This is a genomic window from Gordonia terrae (assembly GCF_001698225.1).
Lineage (GTDB): Bacteria > Actinomycetota > Actinomycetes > Mycobacteriales > Mycobacteriaceae > Gordonia > Gordonia terrae.
The window spans coordinates 4,429,707-4,453,317 of the sequence record NZ_CP016594.1; the positions used below are offsets into that span (position 1 = coordinate 4,429,707).

General features: G+C 67.7%; 21 protein-coding genes. 8 read left to right on the forward strand and 13 right to left on the reverse strand.

What is annotated here, in order from left to right; genetic code table 11:
- Nucleotides 1–47: 47 nt before the first annotated feature.
- Entirely contained in the window at nt 48–941 is an 894-nt protein-coding gene (locus tag BCM27_RS19665; RefSeq protein WP_231895807.1) for an SHOCT domain-containing protein, read from the reverse strand.
- Between the two features lie 231 nt (nt 942–1,172).
- On the opposite strand from BCM27_RS19665, the gene BCM27_RS19670 reads away from it, so the two are divergent.
- Nucleotides 1,173–2,045 carry a CDP-diacylglycerol diphosphatase gene (locus BCM27_RS19670; protein WP_004020592.1) on the forward strand — a complete coding sequence of 291 codons (873 nt, stop codon included), beginning with the start codon at nt 1,173–1,175 and terminating at the stop codon, nt 2,043–2,045.
- 97 nt (nt 2,046–2,142) lie between these two features.
- Here the strand turns inward: BCM27_RS19670 and tuf are convergent, their stop codons facing one another.
- From tuf to BCM27_RS19700, 6 genes are all read right to left on the reverse strand, one after another.
- Nucleotides 2,143–3,333: an elongation factor Tu gene (gene tuf / locus BCM27_RS19675; RefSeq protein WP_004020593.1), complete on the reverse strand. Its 1,191-nt coding sequence runs from the start codon at nt 3,331–3,333 to the stop codon at nt 2,143–2,145.
- Nucleotides 3,334–3,440: 107 nt separating this feature from the next.
- The gene (gene fusA, locus BCM27_RS19680) at nt 3,441–5,546 is read right to left on the reverse strand and encodes an elongation factor G (protein ID WP_004020594.1); all 2,106 of its coding nucleotides are present in this window, start codon (nt 5,544–5,546) and stop codon (nt 3,441–3,443) included.
- Nucleotides 5,547–5,634: 88 nt separating this feature from the next.
- On the reverse strand, nt 5,635–6,105 hold the full coding sequence (gene rpsG, locus BCM27_RS19685; protein WP_004020595.1) for a 30S ribosomal protein S7: 471 nt from the start codon (nt 6,103–6,105) through the stop codon (nt 5,635–5,637).
- Between the two features lie 6 nt (nt 6,106–6,111).
- Entirely contained in the window at nt 6,112–6,483 is a 372-nt protein-coding gene (gene rpsL, locus BCM27_RS19690; RefSeq protein WP_004020596.1) for a 30S ribosomal protein S12, read from the reverse strand.
- Between the two features lie 449 nt (nt 6,484–6,932).
- Nucleotides 6,933–7,706 (reverse strand): hypothetical protein, encoded by a 774-nt coding sequence (locus BCM27_RS19695; protein ID WP_033204069.1) that lies wholly within the window; start codon nt 7,704–7,706, stop codon nt 6,933–6,935.
- Complete coding sequence (locus tag BCM27_RS19700; protein ID WP_033204093.1) at nt 7,703–8,578, reverse strand: exodeoxyribonuclease III; 876 nt, start codon at nt 8,576–8,578, stop codon at nt 7,703–7,705. The genes BCM27_RS19695 and BCM27_RS19700 overlap by 4 nt, the downstream gene beginning before the upstream one ends.
- A gap of 75 nt (nt 8,579–8,653) precedes the next feature.
- Here BCM27_RS19700 and BCM27_RS19705 point away from each other — a divergent pair, with 75 nt between their 5' ends.
- Nucleotides 8,654–10,303 (forward strand): sigma-54-dependent Fis family transcriptional regulator, encoded by a 1,650-nt coding sequence (locus BCM27_RS19705; protein ID WP_004020599.1) that lies wholly within the window; start codon nt 8,654–8,656, stop codon nt 10,301–10,303.
- Between the two features lie 9 nt (nt 10,304–10,312).
- Here the strand turns inward: BCM27_RS19705 and BCM27_RS19710 are convergent, their stop codons facing one another.
- Complete coding sequence (locus BCM27_RS19710; RefSeq protein WP_004020600.1) at nt 10,313–11,476, reverse strand: HPP family protein; 1,164 nt, start codon at nt 11,474–11,476, stop codon at nt 10,313–10,315.
- Nucleotides 11,477–11,677: 201 nt separating this feature from the next.
- On the opposite strand from BCM27_RS19710, the gene BCM27_RS19715 reads away from it, so the two are divergent.
- From BCM27_RS19715 to BCM27_RS19725, 3 genes are all read left to right on the forward strand, one after another.
- Entirely contained in the window at nt 11,678–13,192 is a 1,515-nt protein-coding gene (locus tag BCM27_RS19715) for an aldehyde dehydrogenase family protein (protein ID WP_004020601.1), read from the forward strand.
- Nucleotides 13,193–13,241: 49 nt separating this feature from the next.
- The gene (locus BCM27_RS19720) at nt 13,242–14,360 is read left to right on the forward strand and encodes an NDMA-dependent alcohol dehydrogenase (protein ID WP_004020602.1); all 1,119 of its coding nucleotides are present in this window, start codon (nt 13,242–13,244) and stop codon (nt 14,358–14,360) included.
- A 108-nt stretch (nt 14,361–14,468) separates the two neighbouring features.
- Entirely contained in the window at nt 14,469–15,092 is a 624-nt protein-coding gene (locus BCM27_RS19725; RefSeq protein WP_004020603.1) for a Pr6Pr family membrane protein, read from the forward strand.
- On the opposite strand, the gene BCM27_RS19730 is transcribed toward BCM27_RS19725, so the two are convergent.
- The 5 genes from BCM27_RS19730 to BCM27_RS19750 form a co-directional block, all read right to left on the reverse strand.
- Complete coding sequence (locus BCM27_RS19730) at nt 15,089–15,718, reverse strand: TetR/AcrR family transcriptional regulator (RefSeq protein ID WP_004020604.1); 630 nt, start codon at nt 15,716–15,718, stop codon at nt 15,089–15,091. The genes BCM27_RS19725 and BCM27_RS19730 overlap by 4 nt on opposite strands.
- A 13-nt stretch (nt 15,719–15,731) precedes the next feature.
- Nucleotides 15,732–16,904: an acyl-CoA dehydrogenase family protein gene (locus BCM27_RS19735; RefSeq protein ID WP_004020605.1), complete on the reverse strand. Its 1,173-nt coding sequence runs from the start codon at nt 16,902–16,904 to the stop codon at nt 15,732–15,734.
- Nucleotides 16,905–16,961: 57 nt separating this feature from the next.
- A complete protein-coding gene (locus BCM27_RS19740; RefSeq protein WP_373278282.1) occupies nt 16,962–18,128 on the reverse strand; it encodes an acyl-CoA dehydrogenase family protein in 1,167 nt (388 codons plus the stop codon).
- Between the two features lie 49 nt (nt 18,129–18,177).
- Entirely contained in the window at nt 18,178–18,978 is an 801-nt protein-coding gene (locus tag BCM27_RS19745; RefSeq protein WP_033204067.1) for a TIGR03084 family metal-binding protein, read from the reverse strand.
- Nucleotides 18,979–19,314: 336 nt separating this feature from the next.
- Nucleotides 19,315–20,226, reverse strand: coding sequence for a PaaI family thioesterase (locus BCM27_RS19750; RefSeq protein ID WP_004020608.1), 912 nt, complete (start codon nt 20,224–20,226; stop codon nt 19,315–19,317).
- Nucleotides 20,227–20,329: 103 nt separating this feature from the next.
- On the opposite strand from BCM27_RS19750, the gene BCM27_RS19755 reads away from it, so the two are divergent.
- The 3 genes from BCM27_RS19755 (at nt 20,330) to BCM27_RS19765 (ending at nt 23,604) form a co-directional block, all read left to right on the forward strand.
- Complete coding sequence (locus BCM27_RS19755) at nt 20,330–20,791, forward strand: hypothetical protein (protein ID WP_004020609.1); 462 nt, start codon at nt 20,330–20,332, stop codon at nt 20,789–20,791.
- A gap of 102 nt (nt 20,792–20,893) precedes the next feature.
- Nucleotides 20,894–22,483 carry a fatty-acid--CoA ligase FadD1 gene (fadD1, locus tag BCM27_RS19760; RefSeq protein WP_004020610.1) on the forward strand — a complete coding sequence of 530 codons (1,590 nt, stop codon included), beginning with the start codon at nt 20,894–20,896 and terminating at the stop codon, nt 22,481–22,483.
- Complete coding sequence (locus tag BCM27_RS19765; RefSeq protein WP_004020611.1) at nt 22,480–23,604, forward strand: TIGR03857 family LLM class F420-dependent oxidoreductase; 1,125 nt, start codon at nt 22,480–22,482, stop codon at nt 23,602–23,604. The genes fadD1 and BCM27_RS19765 overlap by 4 nt, the downstream gene beginning before the upstream one ends.
- Nucleotides 23,605–23,611 lie beyond the last annotated feature (7 nt).

Below are 23,611 nucleotides of genomic sequence, written 5' to 3' on the forward strand. Positions count from 1 at the left end.
TTGCTGATGTGACAGCTGATGCATCATCACCACCTCGATTCGCGACTTCACAGATCGTCGACGATGCGCTGACGCGCCCGCGCGTATTCCTCCTCCGAGATCGTCCCGGTCCGACGCAGATCATCGAGGGCGGCGAGACGCTCGGCCGGCGATCGGCCGGTGTCCGCCGTCCGACCCGAGCCATCGCCGGACTTCTCGAACGACGGTGAGTCGCCCCGGGACGGCCCCGTCGCGTCGGCCCGGACGCCGGCCCAGCCGCGGACGACATCCATCACCTCCGCGCGCGCCTCGGGATTCGAACGCAGATCGATCACTCCGCTGCCGGCCACCCCGTGCCGTCCTAGGATCTGCAGGATCTCCCCCAGCGGTTCCGCCTGGCCGGTGAGATCGTAAGTCCGCCCGTCTTCCTCGGAGGTGAACCGCGCGGGCACCGAACCGGCGAGCAATGCCGTTGCCTGCCAGTCGATCTCGAAGTCCTGGGTCTCGGGGTCGACCATCACCGCCAGGCGTCGGGCCGAGAGCAGCGGTTGCTGGTAGTACGGCACGACCTTACGGGTCGAGACCTCGAAGGTCGCCAGCCCGGCGGCTCGTATCCGGAGACCCAGCTTCATCATCGGCTGGTCGTTGATCTCCACGCCCGTCTGACCGATCGAGGTGATCTCGGCGACGCCCATCACCCCGGCCGCGCGCAGGCGTTCCAGCTTGGCGCCGCCCCGGTAGTTGAACCACGCAATTCCCACGCCGAGAAGGACATCGAGAACCGTGACGCCGATCCCGGTCCACAGCATCCACTCGGTGTCGGGCGCGTCGATCACGAAGTAGGCGACGAGGAAGATCGGCCCGACGATCCCGCACAGCATCACGAACGCGAAAGTGCCCACCGCACTCCACACATGGGCAGGAACACGAGGCCCGGTCCCCGACTCTCCGAACATGGTCATGCGCGAACTGTATTCGCGGACCCCGCGCGGGGGAAGCCGGACGGTCGACGCGTCGCCCCCTGGAACGACGCTCTGGCGCCGATGAGAGGTCGCGCCGGAAACGCGTAGATCGCGGCCCCTTAGCCGAGCAAAACATGTCTGATCTGCGGGTTCTCGCCACATCCGGGTGGCTCGGTGGCACACTCGGCGCCTAGATGAGCACGCCGAGGGCTCACCACCGAGAGGTTCCCCATGGACGACACCCGTTCGCATCGGTTCACCCGGCTCCTCGTGACGACGGCAGTCAGTGCTGCAGTCGTCGTGAGCACCGCCCTGACTGCAGGCGGGGTCGCCTCGGCCGCCCCGCCGACGCCCACCCAGAAACTCTGCGGCCAAGCCGGCGACAATCCGAAAACCGACAACCGACTCTGGCTGTGGGGGCAGGTGAAGAACACGACACCCAAGAAACGCGGCAGCAACCTCGAAGTCGTCCAACCCGCGGCACAGGTCCAACCGAATCCGAAGAAGCCGAAGTACTACGCGGTTCGCCACGGTGGCGACAGCAAGGGGGTCAACGACGACTTCCTGATCGTGCCCACCAACCGCGTACGGGGCATCGAATGCCCCTATCTGTGGGACGGCTCGCAGTTGAATCTGTGGAGCGCCGCGTGGTGGCAGGGCGGCAAGCTCGTCGCCAAGGACCCGGCCAAACCCCTTGCCATCGGGGTGAACTCGGTCGAGAAGCGGGGCCAGGACCAACTCCATCTCCACATGGCCCAGGTGTACCCCGGCACACTGCGCGATCTCAGAGCCATCCAACAGCCCGAGACGAACCTGTACGCATGGACCAAGACCGACGTCATCCTGAACGTCGATCCCGCGAAGACCCCCAATTCGAAGCGTCACTTCCATGTTGTGAAGTACACCGGTGGACTCCCCGACCTGTTCAAGGTCCTGCACGGTCAGCTGACGGCCTCGCAGGACATCGGAAAGTACTCGATCGCAGTCGTCGACGCCGGCCAGCCCAATACCTATTTCGTACTCGCCAGCACACCGACTCTCGGCGGAGGAACCGCCACGGGTACCGGGTCGATGGACGAGATCTACGCCTGGGTCCACAAGTAGGAACCGACCCCCCTCGGACTGGACCGACGACAAAGGCGCCCGGTCACTTTCGTGACCGGGCGCCTTCGACTCAGAGAGTCAGTGAGTCAGAACGAGATCACTTGGTGATCTTGGTGACTCGACCCGCACCGACGGTGCGGCCACCCTCGCGGATGGCGAAACGCAGGCCCTCGTCCATGGCGACCGGCTGGATGAGCTTGACGCTCATCTCGGTGTTGTCGCCCGGCATGACCATCTCGGTGCCCTCGGGGAGGGTCACGACGCCGGTCACGTCCGTGGTACGGAAGTAGAACTGCGGACGGTAGTTGTTGAAGAACGGGGTGTGACGGCCGCCCTCGTCCTTGGACAGGATGTATGCCTGGCCCTCGAACTCGGTGTGCGGGGTCGTGGTGCCCGGCTTCACGATGACCTGACCGCGCTCGACGTCCTCACGCTTGAGGCCGCGGAGCAGCAGACCGGCGTTGTCGCCTGCCTGTGCGGAATCGAGGAGCTTGTGGAACATCTCGATACCGGTGACGGTGGTCTTGGTGCTCTTCTCGCGGATGCCGACGATCTCGACTTCCTCGTTCACGTTGACCTCGCCGCGCTCCACACGACCGGTGACCACGGTGCCGCGGCCGGTGATCGTGAAGACGTCCTCGACGGGCATGAGGAACGGCTTCTCGGTCTCACGGACCGGGTCCGGGATCGACTCGTCGACGGCAGCCATGAGCTCTTCGACCGACTTGGTCCACTCGGGGTCACCCTCGAGGGCCTTGAGAGCCGAGACCTTGACGACGGGAGCTTCCTCGTCGAACTCCTGGGCGGCCAGCAGTTCGCGGACCTCCATCTCGACGAGCTCGATGATCTCGTCGTCGTCGACCATGTCGGCCTTGTTCAGGGCGACCAGGATGTAGGGCACACCGACCTGGCGGGCCAGCAGCACGTGCTCGCGGGTCTGCGGCATCGGGCCGTCGGTGGCGGCGACCACGAGGATCGCGCCGTCCATCTGAGCCGCACCGGTGATCATGTTCTTGATGTAGTCGGCGTGACCGGGGGCGTCCACGTGGGCGTAGTGACGCTTCTCGGTCTCGTACTCGACGTGCGAGATGTTGATCGTGATACCACGGGCTTTTTCTTCAGGAGCCTTGTCGATCTGATCGAACGCGAAGCTCTTGTTGAGGTCCGGGTACTTGTCGTGCAGCACCTTGGTGATGGCAGCCGTCAGGGTGGTCTTGCCGTGGTCGACGTGACCGATGGTGCCGATGTTCACGTGCGGCTTGGTCCGCTCGAACTTCGCCTTCGCCACTTGATTGTCCTCCTGGACTGTTGTTGCTCTACTGGGCGGATCCCAGCAGGGGTTTTCTTCTTACGTTGGTGCGCAGAACGGGTCGGCGCATGTCGCTAGGACCGGATTTACTCGCCGGTGGCCTTCGCGATGATTTCCTTCGACACGTTCGCGGGAACCTCCGCGTACGAGTCGAACACCATGGAGTAGTTTGCCCGGCCCTGGGTCTTCGACCGGAGGTCTCCGATGTAGCCGAACATCTCCGACAGCGGCACCTGTGCCTTGACGACACGTGCACCACTGCGCTCCTCCATGGCCTGGATCTGGCCACGGCGGGAGTTCAGGTCGCCGATCACGTCACCCATGTAGTCCTCGGGAGTCGTGACCTCGACGGCCATGATGGGCTCGAGGATGACCGGACTGGCCATCCGCGCAGCTTCCTTCAGGGCCTGCGAGCCGGCGATCTTGAACGCCATCTCCGAGGAGTCGACGTCGTGGTACTGACCGTCGAGCAGGGTGACCTTCAGGTTCACCAGCGGGTATCCGGCGAGGACACCGTACTGCATGGCGTCCTGGGCACCGGCGTCCACCGACGGGATGTACTCACGCGGGACGCGACCACCGGTGACGGCGTTGGCGAACTCGTAGGTCGCACCGTCCTCGGCGTCCACCAGGGGCTCGAGCTTGATGATGACCTTCGCGAACTGGCCCGATCCACCGGTCTGCTTCTTGTGGGTGAACTCGTGCTTCTCGACCGTCTTGCGGATGGTCTCGCGGTAGGCGACCTGCGGCTTGCCGACGTTGGCCTCGACCTTGAACTCGCGCTTCATGCGGTCGACCAGGATGTCGAGGTGGAGCTCGCCCATGCCGCCGATGACGGTCTGGCCGGTCTCCTCGTCGAGCTTCACCGAGAAGGTCGGGTCCTCTTCGGCGAGCTTCTGGATCGCGGTGCCCAGCTTCTCCTGGTCGGACTTGGTCTTCGGCTCGATCGAGACGTTGATGACCGGGTCCGGGAAGCTCATGGACTCGAGCACGATCGGCGCGGCCGAATCGCACAGGGTGTCACCGGTGGTGGTGTCCTTGAGACCGATCATCGCGTAGATATGACCCGCGGTGGCGTCCTCGACCGGCATTTCCTTGTTGGCGTGCATCTGGAAGAGCTTGCCGATGCGTTCTTTCTTGCCCTTGGTCGCGTTGAGCACCTGGGTGCCCGCCGTGATGTGGCCCGAGTAGACACGCACGAAGGTCAGCTTGCCGAAGAACGGGTGAGCCGCGATCTTGAACGCCAGAGCCGAGAACGGCTCGTCGGCGGACGGCTTGCGCGAGAGGATCTCCTCCTCGTCGCCCACGGCGTGACCCTCGACCGAGGGGACGTCCAGCGGGGACGGCAGGTAGGCGATGATGGCGTCGAGCATGGGCTGGACGCCCTTGTTCTTGAACGCCGAGCCACAGATCACCGGGTAGAACTCGCGCGCGATCGTGAGCTTGCGGATCGCGCCCTTGATCTCCTCGATGGTCAGCTCTTCGCCGCCGAAGTACTTCTCGAGCAGCGCCTCGTCGGTCTCGGCGACCGTCTCGAGCAGCTTCTCGCGGTACTCCGCTGCCTGGTCGGCCAGGTCGGCGGGGATCTCCTCGATGGTCGGCTCGGCACCGATCTCGACGGTTCCGCGCCAGGTGATGGCCTTCTGCTCGATGAGGTCGACGACGCCGTCGAAGTTGTCCTCGGCACCGATCGGCAGCTGCAGGACCAGCGGCTTGGCGCCGAGGCGCTCCTCGATGGTGCGCACGGTGAAGAAGAAGTCCGCACCGAGCTTGTCCATCTTGTTGACGAAGCAGATACGCGGGACGTCGTACTTCTCCGCCTGACGCCAGACCTGCTCGGACTGCGGCTCGACGCCTTCCTTGCCGTCGAACACGGCGACCGCGCCGTCGAGGACGCGGAGGCTACGCTCCACCTCGACGGTGAAGTCCACGTGACCGGGGGTGTCGATGATGTTGATCTGGTTCTTGTTCCAGAAGCACGTCACCGCCGCGGAGGTGATGGTGATCCCCCGCTCCTTCTCCTGCTCCATCCAGTCGGTGGTCGAGGCACCGTCGTGGGTTTCACCGATCTTGTAGTTCACACCGGTGTAGAAGAGGATTCGCTCGGTGGCGGTGGTCTTGCCGGCATCGATGTGGGCCATGATGCCGATGTTGCGCACCTTGTTCAGGTCGCTGAGCACTTCCTGTGCCACTTAATCGCCTCGCATTTTCGCTAGAGCTGTTGGGTCTGGGGTGGGACCGTCCGCGGCGTCGTGGTCTCGACGCCGCGGACGGTTGGTATCACCAGCGGTAGTGCGCGAACGCCCGGTTGGCCTCGGCCATCTTGTGGGTGTCCTCGCGGCGCTTCACCGAAGCACCGAGACCGTTGGACGCGTCCAGCAGCTCGTTGGCGAGACGCTCGACCATGGTCTTCTCGCGACGCTGCCGGCTGAAGCTGACGAGCCAGCGGAGTGCGAGGGTGTTGGCGCGGTTCGGCTTGACCTCGATCGGCACCTGGTAGGTGGCACCACCGACGCGGCGGCTCTTCACCTCGAGGGTGGGCTTGACGTTGTCGAGGGCGCGCTTGAGGGTGACGACCGGATCGGTGCCGGTCTTGTCGCGAGCCTGCTCGAGGGCGCCGTAGACGATGCGCTCGGCAGTCGACTTCTTGCCGTCCAGCAGGATCTTGTTGACCAGCTGGGTCACCAGGGGCGAACCGTAGACCGGGTCGTTGATGAGGGGGCGCTTGGGCGCGGGTCCTTTACGTGGCATGACTTATCAGTTCCCCTTCTTGGCGCCGTAGCGGCTGCGAGCCTGCTTGCGGTCCTTGACACCCTGGGTGTCGAGCGAGCCGCGGATGATCTTGTAGCGCACACCCGGGAGGTCCTTCACACGACCGCCGCGGACGAGCACCATCGAGTGCTCCTGCAGGTTGTGGCCTTCGCCGGGGATATAGGCGGTGACCTCGACCGAGCTGGTCAGACGCACACGAGCGACCTTGCGCAGCGCCGAGTTCGGCTTCTTAGGGGTGGTGGTGTAGACGCGGGTGCACACGCCACGACGCTGCGGGCTTCCCTTGAGGGCCGCGGTCTTGGTCTTGGCAGCCTTGTCGTGACGGCCCTTGCGGACCAGCTGATTGATGGTTGGCACTAGGTGTTCGTTCCTCTTTGTCATCGGTTGTGGTTGGTGCTCCGGGCAAGCTCGAAAACTGGCTCGCAGACCTGTTTTCGCGGCTTCCACAACTCGCCCCACCAGCACGTGTGCGCTGGTCAGTACATTTTCGCTACCCCGAGGTCGGGCGTGTCATACACTCGACAGCGGATTCGCCTGTCAGTCCCTCTGCCGGCCTACCCGGATCACCGGGCGACTCGAGAGCCGTTGGGCAGGCATGCGGACTGGCCCAGCATGGGCCGGGCACCGACGATCCACTCTACCGATCGGGTTTACACAGGTCAAAAAACGGATCCTCCGCGCAACCAGCAGGTGAACGGGTCGTGCGCGATCGGCTCCGGCTGACGCTCGTACTCGGCGTACCTCTCCCACTTGTACACCGCGAAACCGCGGGCGTCGAGGGCTCCGGGGGCCGGCACTCGGCCGGGTCATGCAGGTCGCCCGGAACTCCTGAGCTGCTCGATCACCGCCACGGACCGGCTGTCGGGATCGCGCGGTCGGTGCGTCGGCGAGGACTGGCCACCGAACCACCGGTCGACGATCGTGGCCTGGCGTTCCACGTCACCCCGACGCAACGTCCGGTGAGTGTCACCGGCGTCGCGCAGGCCGTAGACGTCCTCACCGAGTTCGTACCGGGCCTGGTCGGCGAGCGCATCGGCGAGGAACTCCGCGGCCGACCGGGCGGTCGTGATCTGCCAGGCGTGCACCAGTTCGTGGATCAGCAGTTGCCCCGGCGCCCGATATGCCCCGGCCCCCTCACCGAGGACGGCGTCGAAGGCCGACCCGAGATTGCAGAGGATGCGTCCGTCGACCGCGGGCAGCGTGAACGCACGCCCACCGCGCCCGGCCAGGTCGGTGAGGACCACGGCGTGGAGCCAGGGCGCCGATCCGAACACCTCCTCGGCAATGCGGCGTTCGGCCTCGGTCAGGCCTCGGTACCGGACGCGACGTCGCACGATGCGCGACGCCACCACGCCCGCACCCAGCGCGGCACCGATCCCCAGCGGACCGAACCACATCGTCACCGCCGACAGATGCACCGCGACGAGCACACCGGCGGTGGCCGCGGGAGTGTCGCCCAGCCGCCCGGCACCGCACCGTCGCGCGACGGACAACATCGTGCCGAGCAGACGTCCGTGCGCCCGGGCGGCCGCGATGACCGGCCCCCGCAGGAGCGGAGCAGTCGCCGATCGGGTGCTCACTCCGGTGTCTGCGGCAGCTTCACCTTCGCCGCACCGGGTTTCGCCGGGTTCGACGGCGGCGGGACCACCGGTCCGATGTCTCCGTCGGGAGCGTCGTCGAGATCGACGACGACCGGCGCATGATCGCTCGGTTTGCTGCCCTTGCGCGCCTTCCGGTCGATCCAGGCAGCGGCCACCCGCTCCGCTGCCGACGCACCGGCCAGGATCAGGTCGATCCGCATGCCCAGGTCCTTGTGGAACATGCCGGCGCGGTAGTCCCAGTAGCTGAAGACGCGGTCGTCGGGCCAGCGGTCGCGCACCACGTCGCGCAGGCCCATCGACGCGAAGGTCGCCAGCGCGGTCCGTTCCGCCGGGGTGACGTGCGTGTGTCCGACGTACGCGTCGGGGTCGAACACATCGGCGTCGGCCGGCGCGATGTTCATGTCGCCGCACAGGAGCGTCGTGGCCGGGTCGTCGATCGCGCGGGCGAGCGCCGCCAGCCACTCGAGTTTGTAGCCGTAATGGTCCGAGTCCGGAGACCGCCCGTTGGGTACGTACAGCGAGTGGATACGGAGCCCCCCGCACACCGCCGACACCGCCCGCGCCTCCAGGGTCGACGGGTCGGGGTAGCCGGGCATGCCGTCGAACCCGATGCGGACGTCGTCGAGGCCGACCCGCGACAACAGCGCCACCCCGTTCCACTGCCCCTGCCCCGCGTGCGCGATCTCGTAACCCCGCTCGGCGAGGTCGGCGCCCAGCGACTCGTGGAAGGCGGCATCGGAGAGTTTGGTCTCCTGCAGACACACGACGTCTGGTCGGCGTTCGTCCAGCCACGGCAGCAGGCGCGGGATGCGCTGCTTCACCGAGTTCACATTCCAGGTCGCCACGCGCATGCGACCACGGTAGTACGACCCGATCGGGCACCGGGGAGCGCCGAGCGGCGACCCGACCTTCCCTTCGACGGTGATGTGTGTCACGTTGGTGACATCGACACACTGCACCGCACCTCCGACTCCGCGCCCCGACGTGCCGTCATCGAACACTCGTGGCGTCGGTCGGCGCTGTCGGGGGTACGCCCCGGGGACCGGACGCCGACGCAGGTCGAGGACATCGCCGCCGCCGATCCGCTACTCGATGCCGCGCGTCCGGTTCTCGACGATGCCGCCGCCCGCCTCGCCGACACCGACGTCTCGCTGCTTCTCGTCGACCACGAGTGCCGGATGGTGACACGGGTCGCGTTCGGGACGACGGTGGAGCGCAGGCTCGATGCGATCGGCGCGTCGCCGGGTGTGCCGTTCGGCGAGGACGTCGTCGGCACCACGGCCCTCGGCACCCCGGCGGAGACCCGGGGCGGGATCGTCGTCAACAGCTCTGAGCACTACCTCGAACAGTTCAAGTCGATCAGCTGCTTCGGACAGCCGATCATCCACCCGGCGACCCGCAGGCTGGCCGGCATCATCTGCATGTCCGAGATCGCCGATCGCATCAACCCGCTCGCGATCCCCGTCGTCAACGGCATCGTCGCCGACATCGCCGACCGTCTGCTCGACCGCTCCCGCGCGCATCAGCGATGCGTCCTCGACGCATTCCAGCGCGCCGCCCCGCGACGCGACCTGGCCGTCGCCGCCATCGGCGACGATCTCCAGCTCACGAATGCCCTTGCCGCCGAACTCCTTTCCCCCACCGACATCGGCGCCCTGCGGATCGTCGCGACCGATCCCGCGCTCCGCGCGACGGTGCTGCCGCTCACCCTGGTGTCGGGCGCCGAGGTGGAGATCGCGGTCGAACCCGTGCCGGGCGCCTGCGGCGCCGCCCTGTTCCGGTTCCGGCCGGTCAGCGATCCACCCACGACGCGGTCCGCGCCGCCGACGGCCCCGTCGCGCACCAGCGTCGCGATCACCGGGGAGCCGGGCACCGGACGCAGCACCCACGCGACCGCGCTCGCCGCGGAGGCCGACCCGTCGGCGGTGATCGTCGACGTGGCCGACGAGATCATCAGCGGACGCCGTCCGGATATCCCCGCGTATGTCGGCCGCGCCCGGTCGATGAATGCACCGCTGGTCATCGACGGTGTCGACCTGCTCGACGCCCAGTCGGTCGCACTGCTCGGGCGCGTGGCGGTGTCGAGCTCACAGGAGTCACCGCTGATCGTCGTCGGCGGCCCTCGAGACCAGGCCGGCCCGGGAGTGGCCGCCCTCGTGGCGAGGTGTGCGACGAGGATCGATCTCGCCCCGCTGCGTCATCGGACCTCGGAGCTCGCGGCGATCGCGAGCAGCGCACTGACCGGCATCGATCCGGAGCTCTCGCTGTCCGGGCTGGCGACGGATGCGCTGCTGTGCGACGACTGGCCCGGCAACCTCACCGAACTCAACTCCGTGCTCCGGCAGGCGGCGGCGTCGTGCCGAGCACGCGCCGCACGCGTCGTCGAGCCGTCCGACCTGCCACCCGCCTACCGGACGACCAGCCGGGCCGCGCACCTGTCCGGCCGGGAACAGGCCGAGCGCACGGCGATCGTCGAGGCGCTCGATCGGGCCAGGGGCAACAAGGTGCACGCGGCGAAGGATCTCGGCATCAGTAGGACGACGCTGTACTCGCGGATGCGCGCCCTGGACATCTGAGCCGGCCGACTACTGGGACACGGCGCCGGGGGACACGGCACTGGGAGGCACGGCACTGGGAGGCACGGCGCCGGGCGGCAGCGGGTCCCGCAGCGTCTGCCGAGCGAGCGCCGCGATGAGGTCGGTCCGGGTCACGATGCCGACCAGGGTCTGGCCCTCCAGTACCGGGACCGCGTCGCATCCGCTCTCCGCGAGCAGGGGCAGCAGGGCCCCGACCGGCGTTCCCGGGAAGGCGACGGCCGGTTCCGGCGACATCACATCCGCGGCGCGCAGCTCGACCCCGTCGGGACGCATCAGCCGGCGCACGAGATGGATCTGGAACACCACCCCGACGAACGTCCCCTCGCCCGAGATCACCGGCAGCGAGGTGAAGCCGTACTCGTCGAAGAGGGCCGCGACGTCCCGCAGCGAGGTCTCGGGGCCCACCGTCACCAGGTCTCGGGACATCACATCCGTCGCGGCGAGCGGACCCGCACGATGCCCGGCGGCCTGGAGCTCCGCAGCCCCGATGAGGCGTGCGAGGTCGGCGACACCGAGGTTGAGCGACTGCTCGTACCGATCGAGGATCCCGGTCAGTTCGTCTTCGTCGAGACCGAGTCGGGCGGCCGGTGGGGGCGCGGCGTCGAAGCGGCGATACGGATAACGCCGCCCGGTCAGCCGTGCGTACCCGGCGGCGAGGACGACCAGCAGGAGTGTGCCGGCAAGGACCGGCGCGAGGACGAAACGGAAGCCCAGCGACTGGATCGTCTCCGGACTGAGCGCAGCCGTCATCGCCACCGCACCGGCAGGCGGATGAACCGCATGACATCCGATCATCAGTGCCACGGACAGCCCCACCGCCAGCGCCACCCGGAGCGCCGGCAGCGGAACGACAAGTGTCGCAGCCACTCCCACCGCCGCCGACACCGTGTTGCCCACCACCGCGGGCCACGGCTGCGCCAGCGGACTGTTCGGTGCGGCGAAGACGAGCACTGCGGTCGCGCCGAACGGTGCGATCAGGAAGAGCCCGGTCCGCAGGTCCACCTCAGACGCGGCGAGCACCAGGCCGACGAGTCCGAGCGCGACCCCGGCGCCGGCCCCCGCCCGAAGCGCCTCACGGACCGAGAGACCCCCGGTCGCCGGACCGAGGCCACGCAGGGCTGCACCGACCCTGCCAGCTGGGCGCACGTTCACTCTGCTCCTCCGGAGGTCGCTGATTCGTCGGCGTCTCACGGTAGCGACGGCACCGATGCCGGCCGCCGGGGCCCCTGTACAGCCCAGGTGTTCAGTTTCTGGACACGGCGGCACCTCGGAACGGTGAGAGAAATAAGTCAGGTCGCATATGACCCAGATCACTTCGACCAACCGCCGACTTCGTCCCGCTCAGGAGGCCTCATGACCGCCGTCGCACCCGACACCGCCCAGCACACCGCCCTGCACCCGCGTGTTCGCGACTTCATCTCCGCCGACCGCCCGATGCTGATCGGCGGTGACTGGGTGTCGTCGGCGTCGGGGCGCACCTTCGAGACCATCGATCCCGCCACGGCACGCCCGATCACCTCGGTCGCGCACGGCGACGCGGCCGACATCGACCGCGCGGTCCGCGCCGCGCGCCAAGCCTTCGACGACGGTCCCTGGACCCGGATGAAGCCCAATGAGCGCGAGCGCCTGCTCTGGCGGGTCGGCGACATCCTCACCGAACGCGCCGAGGAGTTCGGTCAGCTCGAGGCGCTCGACAACGGCAAGGCGGCCACCATCGCCGCGGCGGTCGACACCAACTGGTCCGCCGACATCTTCCGCTACAACGCGGGCCTCGCCACCAAGATCACCGGGTCCACGGTCGACGTCTCGATGCCGTTCGTGCCCGGCGGCGAATTCCACGCGTACACCCTGCGCGAGCCGGTCGGCGTGTGCGGCCTGATCGTGCCGTGGAACTTCCCGCTGCTGATGGCCGCGTTCAAGCTGGCTCCCGCACTGGCGGCCGGCAACACCGTCATCCTCAAGCCGGCCGAGCAGACCCCGCTGACAGCCCTGCTCCTCGGCGAGGTGTTCCAAGAGGCCGGCTTCCCGCCGGGAGTGGTCAACATCGTCACCGGTTACGGCGAGGCCGGAGCCGCGCTCGCCGCGCACGACGACGTCGACAAGATCGCCTTCACCGGTTCGACCGAGGTCGGCAAGAAGATCGTCGATGCCGCCAAGGGCAACCTCAAGAAGGTGTCGCTGGAACTCGGCGGCAAGAGCCCCAACATCGTGTTCGCCGACGCGGACTTCGAGAAGGCGGTGGCCGGGTCGGTGGCCGCATGGATGTTCAACCACGGCCAGTGCTGTGTCGCCGGGACACGACTGTTCGTCGAACGGCCCATCTTCGACGACTTCACCGCAGCCGTCGCCGAGGCCGCGTCCCAGGCCAAGATCGGCCCCGGCCTCGATCCGACGACCGAACTGGGTCCGCTGGTCAGCCAGGAACAGTTCGATCGCGTGTCGGGATATCTCTCGGCCGGCCTCGCCGACGGGGCACGAGCACTGACCGGTGGAAAGCGTTGGGGCGATGAGGGATTCTTCATCGAACCGACCGTCTTCGTCGACGTCGAGCCGAGCTTCTCGATCGTGCAGGAGGAGATCTTCGGTCCCGTCGTCGCCGCCATGCCCTTCGACGCGGACACCGGTGTCGCGGCCGCCGCCAACGACTCCATCTACGGTCTGGCAGCGGGCATCTGGACCACCGACCTGTCCAAGGCGCATCGGACCGCTCGGCAGATCAAGGCCGGCTCGGTGTGGGTGAACCAGTACAACGGCTTCGACACGGCCATGCCGTTCGGCGGCTACAAGCAGTCGGGCTGGGGACGCGAACTCGGCTCGTCGGCCATCGAGCTCTACACCCAGACCAAGGCCGTCAACATCTCGCTCTGACCCCCACGTCGCATTTCCGCACTCCCGTAACACGTTAGGAGCACCACCCATGTCACTCACCACCAAGGCCGCCGTCCTCACCGGACCCGGAAAGCCGTTCGAGATCGTCGAACTCGACCTCGACGAGCCCCGCCAGGGCGAGGTGCTGATCAAGTACACCGCGGCCGGCCTGTGCCACTCCGATCTCCATCTCACCGACGGCGACCTCCCGCCCCGCTATCCCATCGTGGGCGGCCACGAGGGTTCGGGCATCATCGAGGCGGTCGGCCCCGGGGTCACCAAGGTCAAGCCGGGCGACCACGTGGTGTGCAGCTTCATCCCGAACTGCGGGACCTGCCGCTACTGCTCCACCGGCCGGCAGAACCTCTGCGACATGGGCGCCACCATTCTCGAGGGATCGATGCCCGACGGCACATTCCGATTCCACGGCGGCGGTGACGATTTCGGTGCCATGTGCATGCTCGGCACCTTCGCCGAACGCGCGACGATCTCGCAGCACTCGGTCGTCAAGGTCGACGAGTGGTTGCCGCTCGACAAGGCGGTCCTCGTCGGTTGCGGCGTTCCGTCCGGCTGGGGCACGTCCGTGTACGCGGGCGGCGTACGCGCCGGTGACACGGTGGTCATCTACGGCATCGGTGGACTGGGCATCAACGCGGTCCAGGGTGCGGTCTCGGCGGGTGCCAAGTACATCGTGGTCGTCGACCCCGTCGCGCTCAAGCGGGACACCGCGCTGAAATTCGGTGCGACACATGCCTTCGCCGACGCCGCCGAGGCCGCGGAGAAGGTCAACGAGCTGACCTGGGGACAGGGCGCCGACCAGGCCCTCATCCTCGTCGGCACGGTCGACGCCGAGGTGGTGGCGAATGCGACCGCCGTGGTCGGCAAGGGCGGCACCGTGGTGATCACCGGGCTCGCCGACCCGACGAAGCTGACCGTGCAGGTCTCCGGAACCGATCTGACCCTCAACCAGAAGACGATCAAGGGCAGTCTGTTCGGCTCGGCCAACCCGCAGTACGACATCGTCAAACTGTTGCGCCTGTACGACGCCGGGCAACTCAAGCTCGACGAACTGGTCACGCAGACCTACACCCTCGACCAGGTCAACGACGGATACCAGGATCTGCGCGACGGCAAGAACATCCGCGGGGTCATCATCCACGCGGAGTGAGACCCGGTCGGTTCGCCCGAGGTGCCGTCTCCCTCGGGCGAACCGGCCACCCACCTCGACCGGTCAAGGTGCCGGTCATCGCGGGACGGAAGTGCTTGAATCATCGATGTGACCGCAACCTGGTGGATACGCCTGCTCCGCATCGCCTTCGCCGCACTGGGCGTCAGCGCTCTGGTGTACCAGGCCGCCCTGCGCCACGGCGACGCCGGATTCACCCTCGCGAACTTCTTCAGCTATTTCACGGTGCTGAGCAACATCGTCGCCGCGCTCGTCCTGCTCGCCGGCGGTCTCTTCGCGCCCAGCACGCCGATGTGGGAGTGGCTTCGCGGGGCGGCCACCACCTGCATGGTGATCACCGGCATCGTCTACGCACTACTGCTGCAGGGAATCGACGTCGACGTCACCTACGCCTGGGTCAACGACGTACTCCATCGCGTCATCCCGCTCGTGATGCTGCTGGACTGGATCGTGGTACGCGCCCGCCGACTACCGGAGCGCGCGTGGCTGACCTGGCTCGCGATCCCGCTCGTGTACGGCGTCTACACACTGATCCGCGGCCCGATCGTGGACTGGTACCCCTACCCGTTCATCGACCCACGTGGACAGGGCTATCTGTCGATGACGATCTCGCTCGTCGTCGTGTTCGTCGGCATGGCGTTCATGTCGTTCGGTGTGTACTGGGCGGGCACCCGGGGTCGGCGACCCGACCGCGACGAGGCCGACGCGGGCTAGTCGCTCCCGAGCGCAGCGACGAGTTGCGCCGACCACGTGTCGACGACCAGTGCTCGCCGGGCCGAGTCGTCGGACAGCGTGTCCGCCAGGCCCAGTCCGCGCGCCATGTCGAGCGTCGCCTGCACGAGTCGAAAGCCGGTCTCGTCGTCCGGGGACACCCCCATCGCGGCCATCGTCCGCTGATGGGCCGCCCGGGCGAACTTCGCCTCCAGGGGCAGGATGAGCCGGCGCAGTGCGGGATCGGACGCGGCGGCGGCCCAGACCTGCAGGGCGGCTTTGAATTCGGTGCCGGTGTAGACGTCCACGGCCCGCTGGACGGCGCGGATGACCCGGCTCGGGGTCACCCCGTCCGCTCGCTCCGACGAGGCGTCGGGCGCCCCGCCGGTCGCACGGGTCATGTCCTCGAAGACCTGCTCGAGCGCGGCGGTGATGAGGGTCTCGCGTGTCGGGAAATGGTGTTGCGCAGCGCCGCGGGACACTCCGGCGCGTTCGGCGACCGCGGCCACGGTGGCGGCCGACCAACCGTCTGCGGCCAGCGCGTCGACCGTGGACCGCAGCAGGCGCTCGCGGGTCAGGCGCGAGCGTTCCTGCTGCGGCGAACGGGCATTCGCCGACGACGCGGTCATCAGACTCCGGACCTCAGTAGGACTTCGGCAGCCCGAGGCTGGTCTGCGCGACGAAGTTGAGGATCATCTCGCGGCTCACCGGCGCGATCCGGGCGATCCGGGCGAGACTCAGCATCGGGGCCAGTCCGTACTCGGTGGTCAGACCGTTGCCGCCCAGCGAGTGCACGGCCTGGTCGACGACTTTGACGCAGGCCTCAGCGGCTGCGTACTTCGCCATGTTGGCCGGTTCCGCGGCGCCCCAGTCGTCGCCGGCGTCGTACAGGGTCGCGGCCTTCTGCATCATCAGCTTGGCCATCTCGAGCTCGACCTTGCCCTGCGCGAGCGGATGCGCAATGGCCTGATGCGCACCGATCGGCGTCTTCCACACCGTGCGTTCCTTCACGTACGACACCGCCTTGTCGAGCGCGAAGCGGCCCATCCCGACGGCCGAGGCCGCGGCCATGATCCGTTCCGGGTTGAGGCCTGCGAACAGCTGACTGAGGGCGGCGTCCTCGGAGCCGACGAGCGCATCGGCCGGCAACCGCACGTCGTCGAGGAAGAGCTGGAACTGCTTCTCGGGATTCTGCAGTTCCATGTCGATCATTGTGTACGAGAAGTTCTCTGAATCAGTGGGCACGATGAACAGCGCGGGCTTGAGATTGCCGGTCTTGGCGTCTTCGGTGCGCGCGACGATCAGCACCGCCTGCGCCTGGTCGACGCCGGAGATGTAGACCTTCTGGCCGGTCAGCAGCCAATCCGAACCGTCCCGGCGGGCCGTCGTGGTGATCTGGTGAGAATTGGAGCCGGCGTCGGGTTCGGTGATGCCGAACGCCATCGTGATCGACCCGTCGGCGAGACCCGGCAGCCAGCGCTGTTTCTGCTCGTCGGTGCCGAAACGGGCGATGACGTTGCCGCAGATGGCCGGTGAGACGACGAGCATCAGCAGCCCAGTGCCCGACGCGGCGATCTCCTCCATCACGATCGCGAGTTCGTACATGCCGGCACCGCCACCGCCGTACTCCTCGGGGAGATTGACCCCGATGAAGCCGAGCTTGCCCGCCTCGGACCACAGTTCGTCGGTCTTGCGGCCGGTGCGCGCGCATTCGCGGAAGTACTCCTGTCCGTACTTCGCGGCCAGTCCGGCGACCGCCGCGCGCAACTCGGCGCGTTCGGTGGTCTCCACGAACGGGTTGGTGTCCACGGTCATCTCGATACTCCCTGTCCTAGGCTTCGATGTGCTTCGTACTGGCGGTTGTTCGCACGCTCAGGCCTGGTAACCGAGCCGCTTGGCGGCCAGTCCGTTGAGGATTTCGGTGGTGCCGCCGCCGATCCCGATGATGCGCATGTCGCGGTACTGTCGCTCGACCTCGGTTCCGGTCATGTAACCGAGGCCGCCGTGCAGCTGAACGGCCTTGTTCGCCACCCATTCCCCGGCCTCGACCGCGGTGTTCTTGGCGAAGCACACCTCGGCGATGAGGTCGTCGGTGGAGGTGACCTTGCGTTCCACCAGGGCTCGCGTGTAGGTCCGCGCGACGTCGATGCGCCGGGCCATCTCGATCAGTGTGTCCTGCACCGATTGCCGGGCGATGATCGGTTTGCCGAAGGTCTCCCGATCACGCGCCCACTGCAGGGTGAGGTCGAGGCACCGTTGCGCGCTGGCGTAGGCCTGCACCGCCAGTCCGGACCGTTCGGTGACGAACGCGGTGGCGATCTGCGCGAATCCGGAGTTCTCGGCTCCGACGAGGTTGGTGACCGGCACCCGTGCGTCGACGAAGGACAGTTCGGCGGTGTCGGAACTGCGCCAGCCCATCTTGTCCAGCTTGCGGGTGACCGAGAACCCGGGTGTGCCCTTCTCGACGACCAACAGCGAGACGCCGCCTGCTCCCGGGCCGCCGGTGCGGACTGCGACGACGACGAAATCTGCCCGGACCGCCGAGGTGATGTACGTCTTGGAGCCGTTGACGACGTAGTGATCGCCGTCGCGCTCGGCCTTGGTCGTCAGATGGCCGACGTCGCTGCCCCCGCCCGGTTCCGTGATCGCCAGGCTGCCGATCTTCTCGCCTGCCAGCGTGGGCCGTACCCAGCGATCGATCTGGTCTGGGTCGCCGGCTGCGATCAGGTGCGGGAGCGCGATGCCGTGGGTGAACAGCGACGCGAAGACGCCGCCGGCCGCGCCGGCGTAATGCAGCTCCTCACCGAGGATCGTGCTGTCGATCAGATCGCCACCCGAGCCGCCCACCTCTTCGGGGACCCCGAGCCCGAACAGGCCGAGTTTGGCTGCCTCGACGTGCAGTTCACGCGGGATCGCCCCGTCCCGCTCCCAGTCGTCCTGGAACGGGAGGATGTGCTTGTCGACGAATCGCCGCACGGTGGAACGCAGTTCGAGACGTTCCGGGGTTTCCCAGATCGGATTGGCGATGGGCACGGGCATTCTCCAGTCGGTCGGGTCCGGGAGGTGGATGGGGTGGTTCGGTGCGGTATCAGGTCGATCGCGGTTCGCGTCCGCGGCCGGGCGGTCCCGCGAAACACTGTGCGATGCCGGACCATTCGGCCGCGTCGTCGCCGGTGAGTTCGAGGTCGAGGTCGGCGAGCGCGCGGCGCTGCGTCACGAGTTGACAGAAGTCGAGTGCGGGTCCGCGGACCGCGTTCGGCGCGTCCGCCGGCCCCCAGGTCCACACTTCGCCCGACGGCGCGGTGAGCGCGTAGTGAAACGGTTCGGCCGGCGGGGTCCGACCGTTGACGAGGTAGGCGAAGTCGCGCGTGCGCACGCCGATGTGGGCGACGCCGCGAATCCGGTCGGCCGGCAACACGGTGACATCGAGCGCGTCGGCGATGTCCAGACCATGCGCCCAGGTCTCCATGAGTCGGGCCGTGGCCATGGACGCCGCGGACATCGGCGGGCCGAACCACGGGACCTTCACGCCGGCCGGGACCTCACGCAGAGCATCGGCGAGACGCTCGCGCCCGGCTCGCCACCCCGCGAGGATCTCCCCGACCGGTGCGGCCGCGCCGGCCTCGGCGGCGTCGTCGACGTAGGTCGCCACACTGCTCGCCGCCTCACCGAGCAGCTGGGCGAACCGGTCGGGATCGGTCACCGCGATCGCGGCAACCTCATCGGTCCACGCCAGATGAGCGATCTGGTGGGCGACGGTCCATCCCGGCGCAGGTGTCGGGGTGGCCCAGCCCGCTTCGTCGAGACCCGCGACGAGTGCGTCGAGCTGCGCGGATTCGGCCTCGAGATCGGCGACGACGCCGAGCACGGCCGCTTGTCCATCAGACATGCGATCACCCTCACACAGGTCCCCAGAAGAATCAAGCACGCTTGATTGTTTTGCCGCCGGTCGACCCGGCGCGCCCAACCCACGCCGACCCCCCCCCTGCTGGTTGAGCCGGCACCGAGCGAAGCCGCCGGGCCGAGCAAGCGACGAAGGAGCGCGTCGAGGTCGAGGCGCCGAGTCGAAACCACCTGGCGACCCGAGCACAAGAAAGTGACCTCGACGGACGCGGCGGCCTCGCTTCGCTCGGTCGACGCTGTTCGGCCAGCAGGAACACCGCGGCAGCTGCCCGCTTGGTCGATACTGCTCGGCCTTCAGATACGGCCCAGGGCCGCGCTGCGATCAGCGGTAGTGGATGTCGACCGTCGCGCGGCTGAGCAGGACGTCGTCGTAAGAGGTCATCGTCGCCTCGAAGGACGAGATGCGCCGGCCGAGCTTGATCGGCGTCACCTCGACCACCACCTCACTGCCGTCGACAGCAGGTGAGCGGTAGAAGCCGATCGCCATGTCCCCGATCGAGTACTCCTGCCCGGCTCCCGCATGGAGATGCCCGGCGAACGATGCCGCCTGACCGGCGATGGTGGCGATGACGCCGCCGTGCATGGTCCCGAACATGTTGCCCATCCAGGGCTCGGTGGCACTGCGGAAGCGAATGCCGGACTCACGGCCGGCGGGACCGTCGATCACCTCGACGCGGCCGTTGAGCATGTCGGTGAGTGGGCCGGGTTCGCGCATCTTCGACGCGATCTCGTCGACCACGGCACGCCCGGACAACGCGGCCGGGATCGGCTCGGGCAGGGCGATGTCGTCGGCGTCGGCGCACTGCGGTGTCGGCAGGCCCAGCTCGGCAGCCGGCGTGGCACCGGTCGGCGCCCGACCGACGCGGACGTTTCGCGCGGTCCCGACACAGCAGAGATCCCCGGCACCGGTGCGGATCTCGACCGACGTCGAACCCCACCCGTCGTCGTGCATGACCACTTCGGCGCGCGCCGCGAGCAGGTCCCCGATGCCCGCGCGCCCATGGGTCGACATGGACAGGCGCGCCTGGAGGGTCGCCGCGGCCGGGTCGTCGTGGACGCCATGGAACGGGATGCCGCCGCAGTGGTCGAACAGCACCGCGAGGGCCGGCAGCTCGATCAGTCCGCGATGATCGGCGAAACGCGGGCACAGCTGCTGTGAGGCGCGCACCCCCGACTCCGACACCGAGATGTCGCCGAGGTGAAATGCGGACAGTGGATCGTGCGGCTCGCTCATGAAATCCCTTGTATCAGCGATGTGCAGCCGATCTCACGTTGGAGAGTCGAATCTCACTCCCGTACTCTGGGTCCAGACGTGTCCAAAGTGACGGGAGAGACAGATGCGACGCAGGGCTGTGGCAACAATCGGGGCGATTGCGGCAGTGGGAGCGTTCGGCGCGGGAGCAGGAACCGCCTTCGCGGCACCCGCGGAACGACCCCTCAGCGTGGACCAGATCCCGAATGCCGGCGTCACCGTCGGCTCCAACGGTGTCACCGGCGGATTCGTGGCGAGCATCCTCGCCTCGGCGACCGAGCCGGGTGTCACCCTGATCTCCCTCAACACGACTCCCACCGAGGCCTGCGCCACCAACCTCAAGGACGCACGCGTCGGGATCACGTGGAAGAACACCTCGACCGGTGCATCCGGGGACGAGGTGTTCGCCGCATGCACCGACGGCCGGCCCTCCGACGGCGTCGACGTCGCGACCGGAACGGGTTCCATCGAGTTCACGACGACGATCCTCGGCAAGGGCGATCAGACCTTCACGGTCGTCCCGGGCAGCGGTTCCTTCACCCGCTGATCAGTGCGGCCGGGGGTGCGTCATCGCCCCCGGCCGACCCGGCAGTAGACAATTCTGCAAATCTGTACACACGCCGGGTGAACACGTTCTAGATTTGGCCGCATGGCCGAGACAGTCACCCAACTCCTGCACGAGCGCGCCGAGGACGACAACCTCGCGATCACCTACGAGGGTCGCCAGTGGACCTGGCGCGAATACATCCACGACGCCGGCCGGTATGCATCGGCGATCCTCGGCGTCGCCGACCCGTCCCGACCGATGCATGTGGGGGTGCTCCTCGGTAACACCCCCGACATGCTGATCGCGCTGGCCGCGGGCGCACTCGGCGGTTACGTGACGGCCGGTATCAACAACACCCGCCGCGGCGACGGCCTCGCCGCCGACATCCTGCGTGCCGACTGTCAGATCCTCGTCACCGACGCCGACCACCGGCCCCTTCTCGACGGACTGGATCTGCCCGGCGTGACCGTGCTCGACACCTCCACCGCGCAGTGGTCGGACATGCTCTCCGGCGCAGGCGAATTGGTCCCGCATTCGGTACCGGGCGCGATGGACACCTACATGCTGATCTTCACCTCCGGCACCAGCGGCAACCCGAAACCGGTGCAGTTCGCGCACATGATGATGCCCTTCGCGGGCCCGGTGCTCGCCGACAAGTACGACATCGGCCCGGGCGACGTCTGCTACCTGTCGATGCCGCTGTTCCACAGTGCCGCCCTCATGGGCGGGTACTGCGTCGCGCTCTGCGGCGGCGCCGCGATCGCGCCGGCCAAGTTCTCCGCATCGACCTTCCTCGACGACATCCGCCGGTACAACGCGACCTACATGAACTACGTCGGCAAACCGCTCGCCTACATTCTCGCGACCGAACCGAAGCCCGACGACGCCGACAACCCCCTGCGGGTGGCTTTCGGCAACGAGGCCACCGACCGCGACATCGACGATTTCTCCGAACGGTTCGGCTGTACGGTGTGGGACGGATTCGGTTCCACCGAGCTGGCCATCATCATCACGCGCGAACCGGGCACCCCGCACGGATCGATCGGCAAGGGTTTTCCCAATGTGGCCGTGTACAACTCGGCGACGATGACCGAGTGTCCGCGAGCGGAATTCGACGCCAGCGGGGCGCTGTCCAACTCCGACGACGCCATCGGCGAACTCGTGAACATCGAGGGAGGCGGAATGTTCATGGGTTACTACAACGACTCCGAGGCGACCGACGAGCGACTCCGCAACGGGATGTACTGGTCCGGCGACCTCGCCTACAAGGATGCCGACGGTTGGATCTACCTGGCCGGACGAACCGGCGACTGGATGCGAGTCGACGGCGAGAACATCGCCGCGGGACCGATCGAGCGCATCCTGCTGCGCATCCCGGAGATCAACAGGGTTGCCGTGTATGCCGTTCCCGACGAGCACGTCGGCGACGCGGTGATGGCCGCTGTGGTGCTCCAGGACGATGCCGAACTCACCCCCGAATCCTTCGCCGAACAGCTCGCCGCACAGGCGGACCTGTCGCCCAAGGCGTGGCCCTCGTTCGTACGCATCGCCGACGATCTGCCTTCGACCGCGACCAACAAGATCCTCAAGCGCGCACTCAAGGCAGAGGGGGCGACCGCGGGCGCGGGCACCCTGTGGGTCCGCGAGCCACGAACGCGCGTCTATCGAGAAGCTGTCGGCGCCCGCGCATGACGGACACCCAGATGTCCGAACACGATTCCCCGGCAGCCGAGGCGTCGTTGTTACCCGAGCTCGGCTACTACGCGCTCTCACGCCACCCGGTCGACCCGGCCGAGCTCGCGGAGGAGGCCCGGCTCGCCGATCGCGAGGGTTTCGGCGCCGCTTTCGTTTCCGAACGCTTCAACGTGAAGGACGCCGCCGTGCTGGCGGGCGGTCTCGCGGCAGCAACCCGTCGCATGGGCATCGCCACCGCCGCCACCAACCACAACACGCGGCATCCGATCATCACCGCGTCCATGGGCGCCACCCTCTCGACGATGACCGGCGGCAGGTTCGCCCTCGGTCTGGGGCGCGGGTTCGCGGCGCAGTGGCAGGTGCTCGGCGTGCCCGATGTGACCAGTGCCCAGCTCACCGACATGGTGGGTGTCCTACGGACGCTGTGGCGTGGGGAGATGATCCTCGGGCACGACGGCCCGCTCGGCAAGTACGACTACCTCAATCTGGGTGTCGCCGTGCCGCCGGTCCCCATCATGCTGGTGACCATGTCGCCCAACACCTTACGGCTGGCCGGCCGCATCTCCGACGGCGTGGTGCTCCACACCTTCTTCTCCGACGAGGCGACCAGCACCGCGGTTCGGACCGTCCGCGACGCCGCCGAACAGGCCGGGCGGGATCCGGCGGCGATACGGATCTGGTCCGTGCTGGCAACTGTCCCCGACCATTTCGACGACGCGGACCGCCTACGTCGGCTGTACGGCCGACTCGCAACCTATCTACAGGGCTATCCGGATGTGCTGATGAGGGCCAACGGGTGGGACGCCGACGACCTCGACCGTGTCCGTGGCAGTGCGGCTTTCGCCGGAGCGCGCGGGCCGATCGACGCCACCGCGACGGTCGAGGAACTGTCCGAGCTCGCCGGGGTCATCCCGGCGTCCTGGATCGCCGACAGCGCGGTCGGTGGCGCGAGGGACTGCGCTGCCGCGATCGCCCGGCAGTTCGAGCTCGGCGTCGACTCGGTCATCATGCACGGCGCGGCTCCGTCGGAACTGCTGCCGGTGGTCGACGCCTATCGGACGCTGCGACCCGACTTGCCTGCGCTGCCCGTGAATCCGGGTGCGATCCACGCCCCGTAGTTGCGCC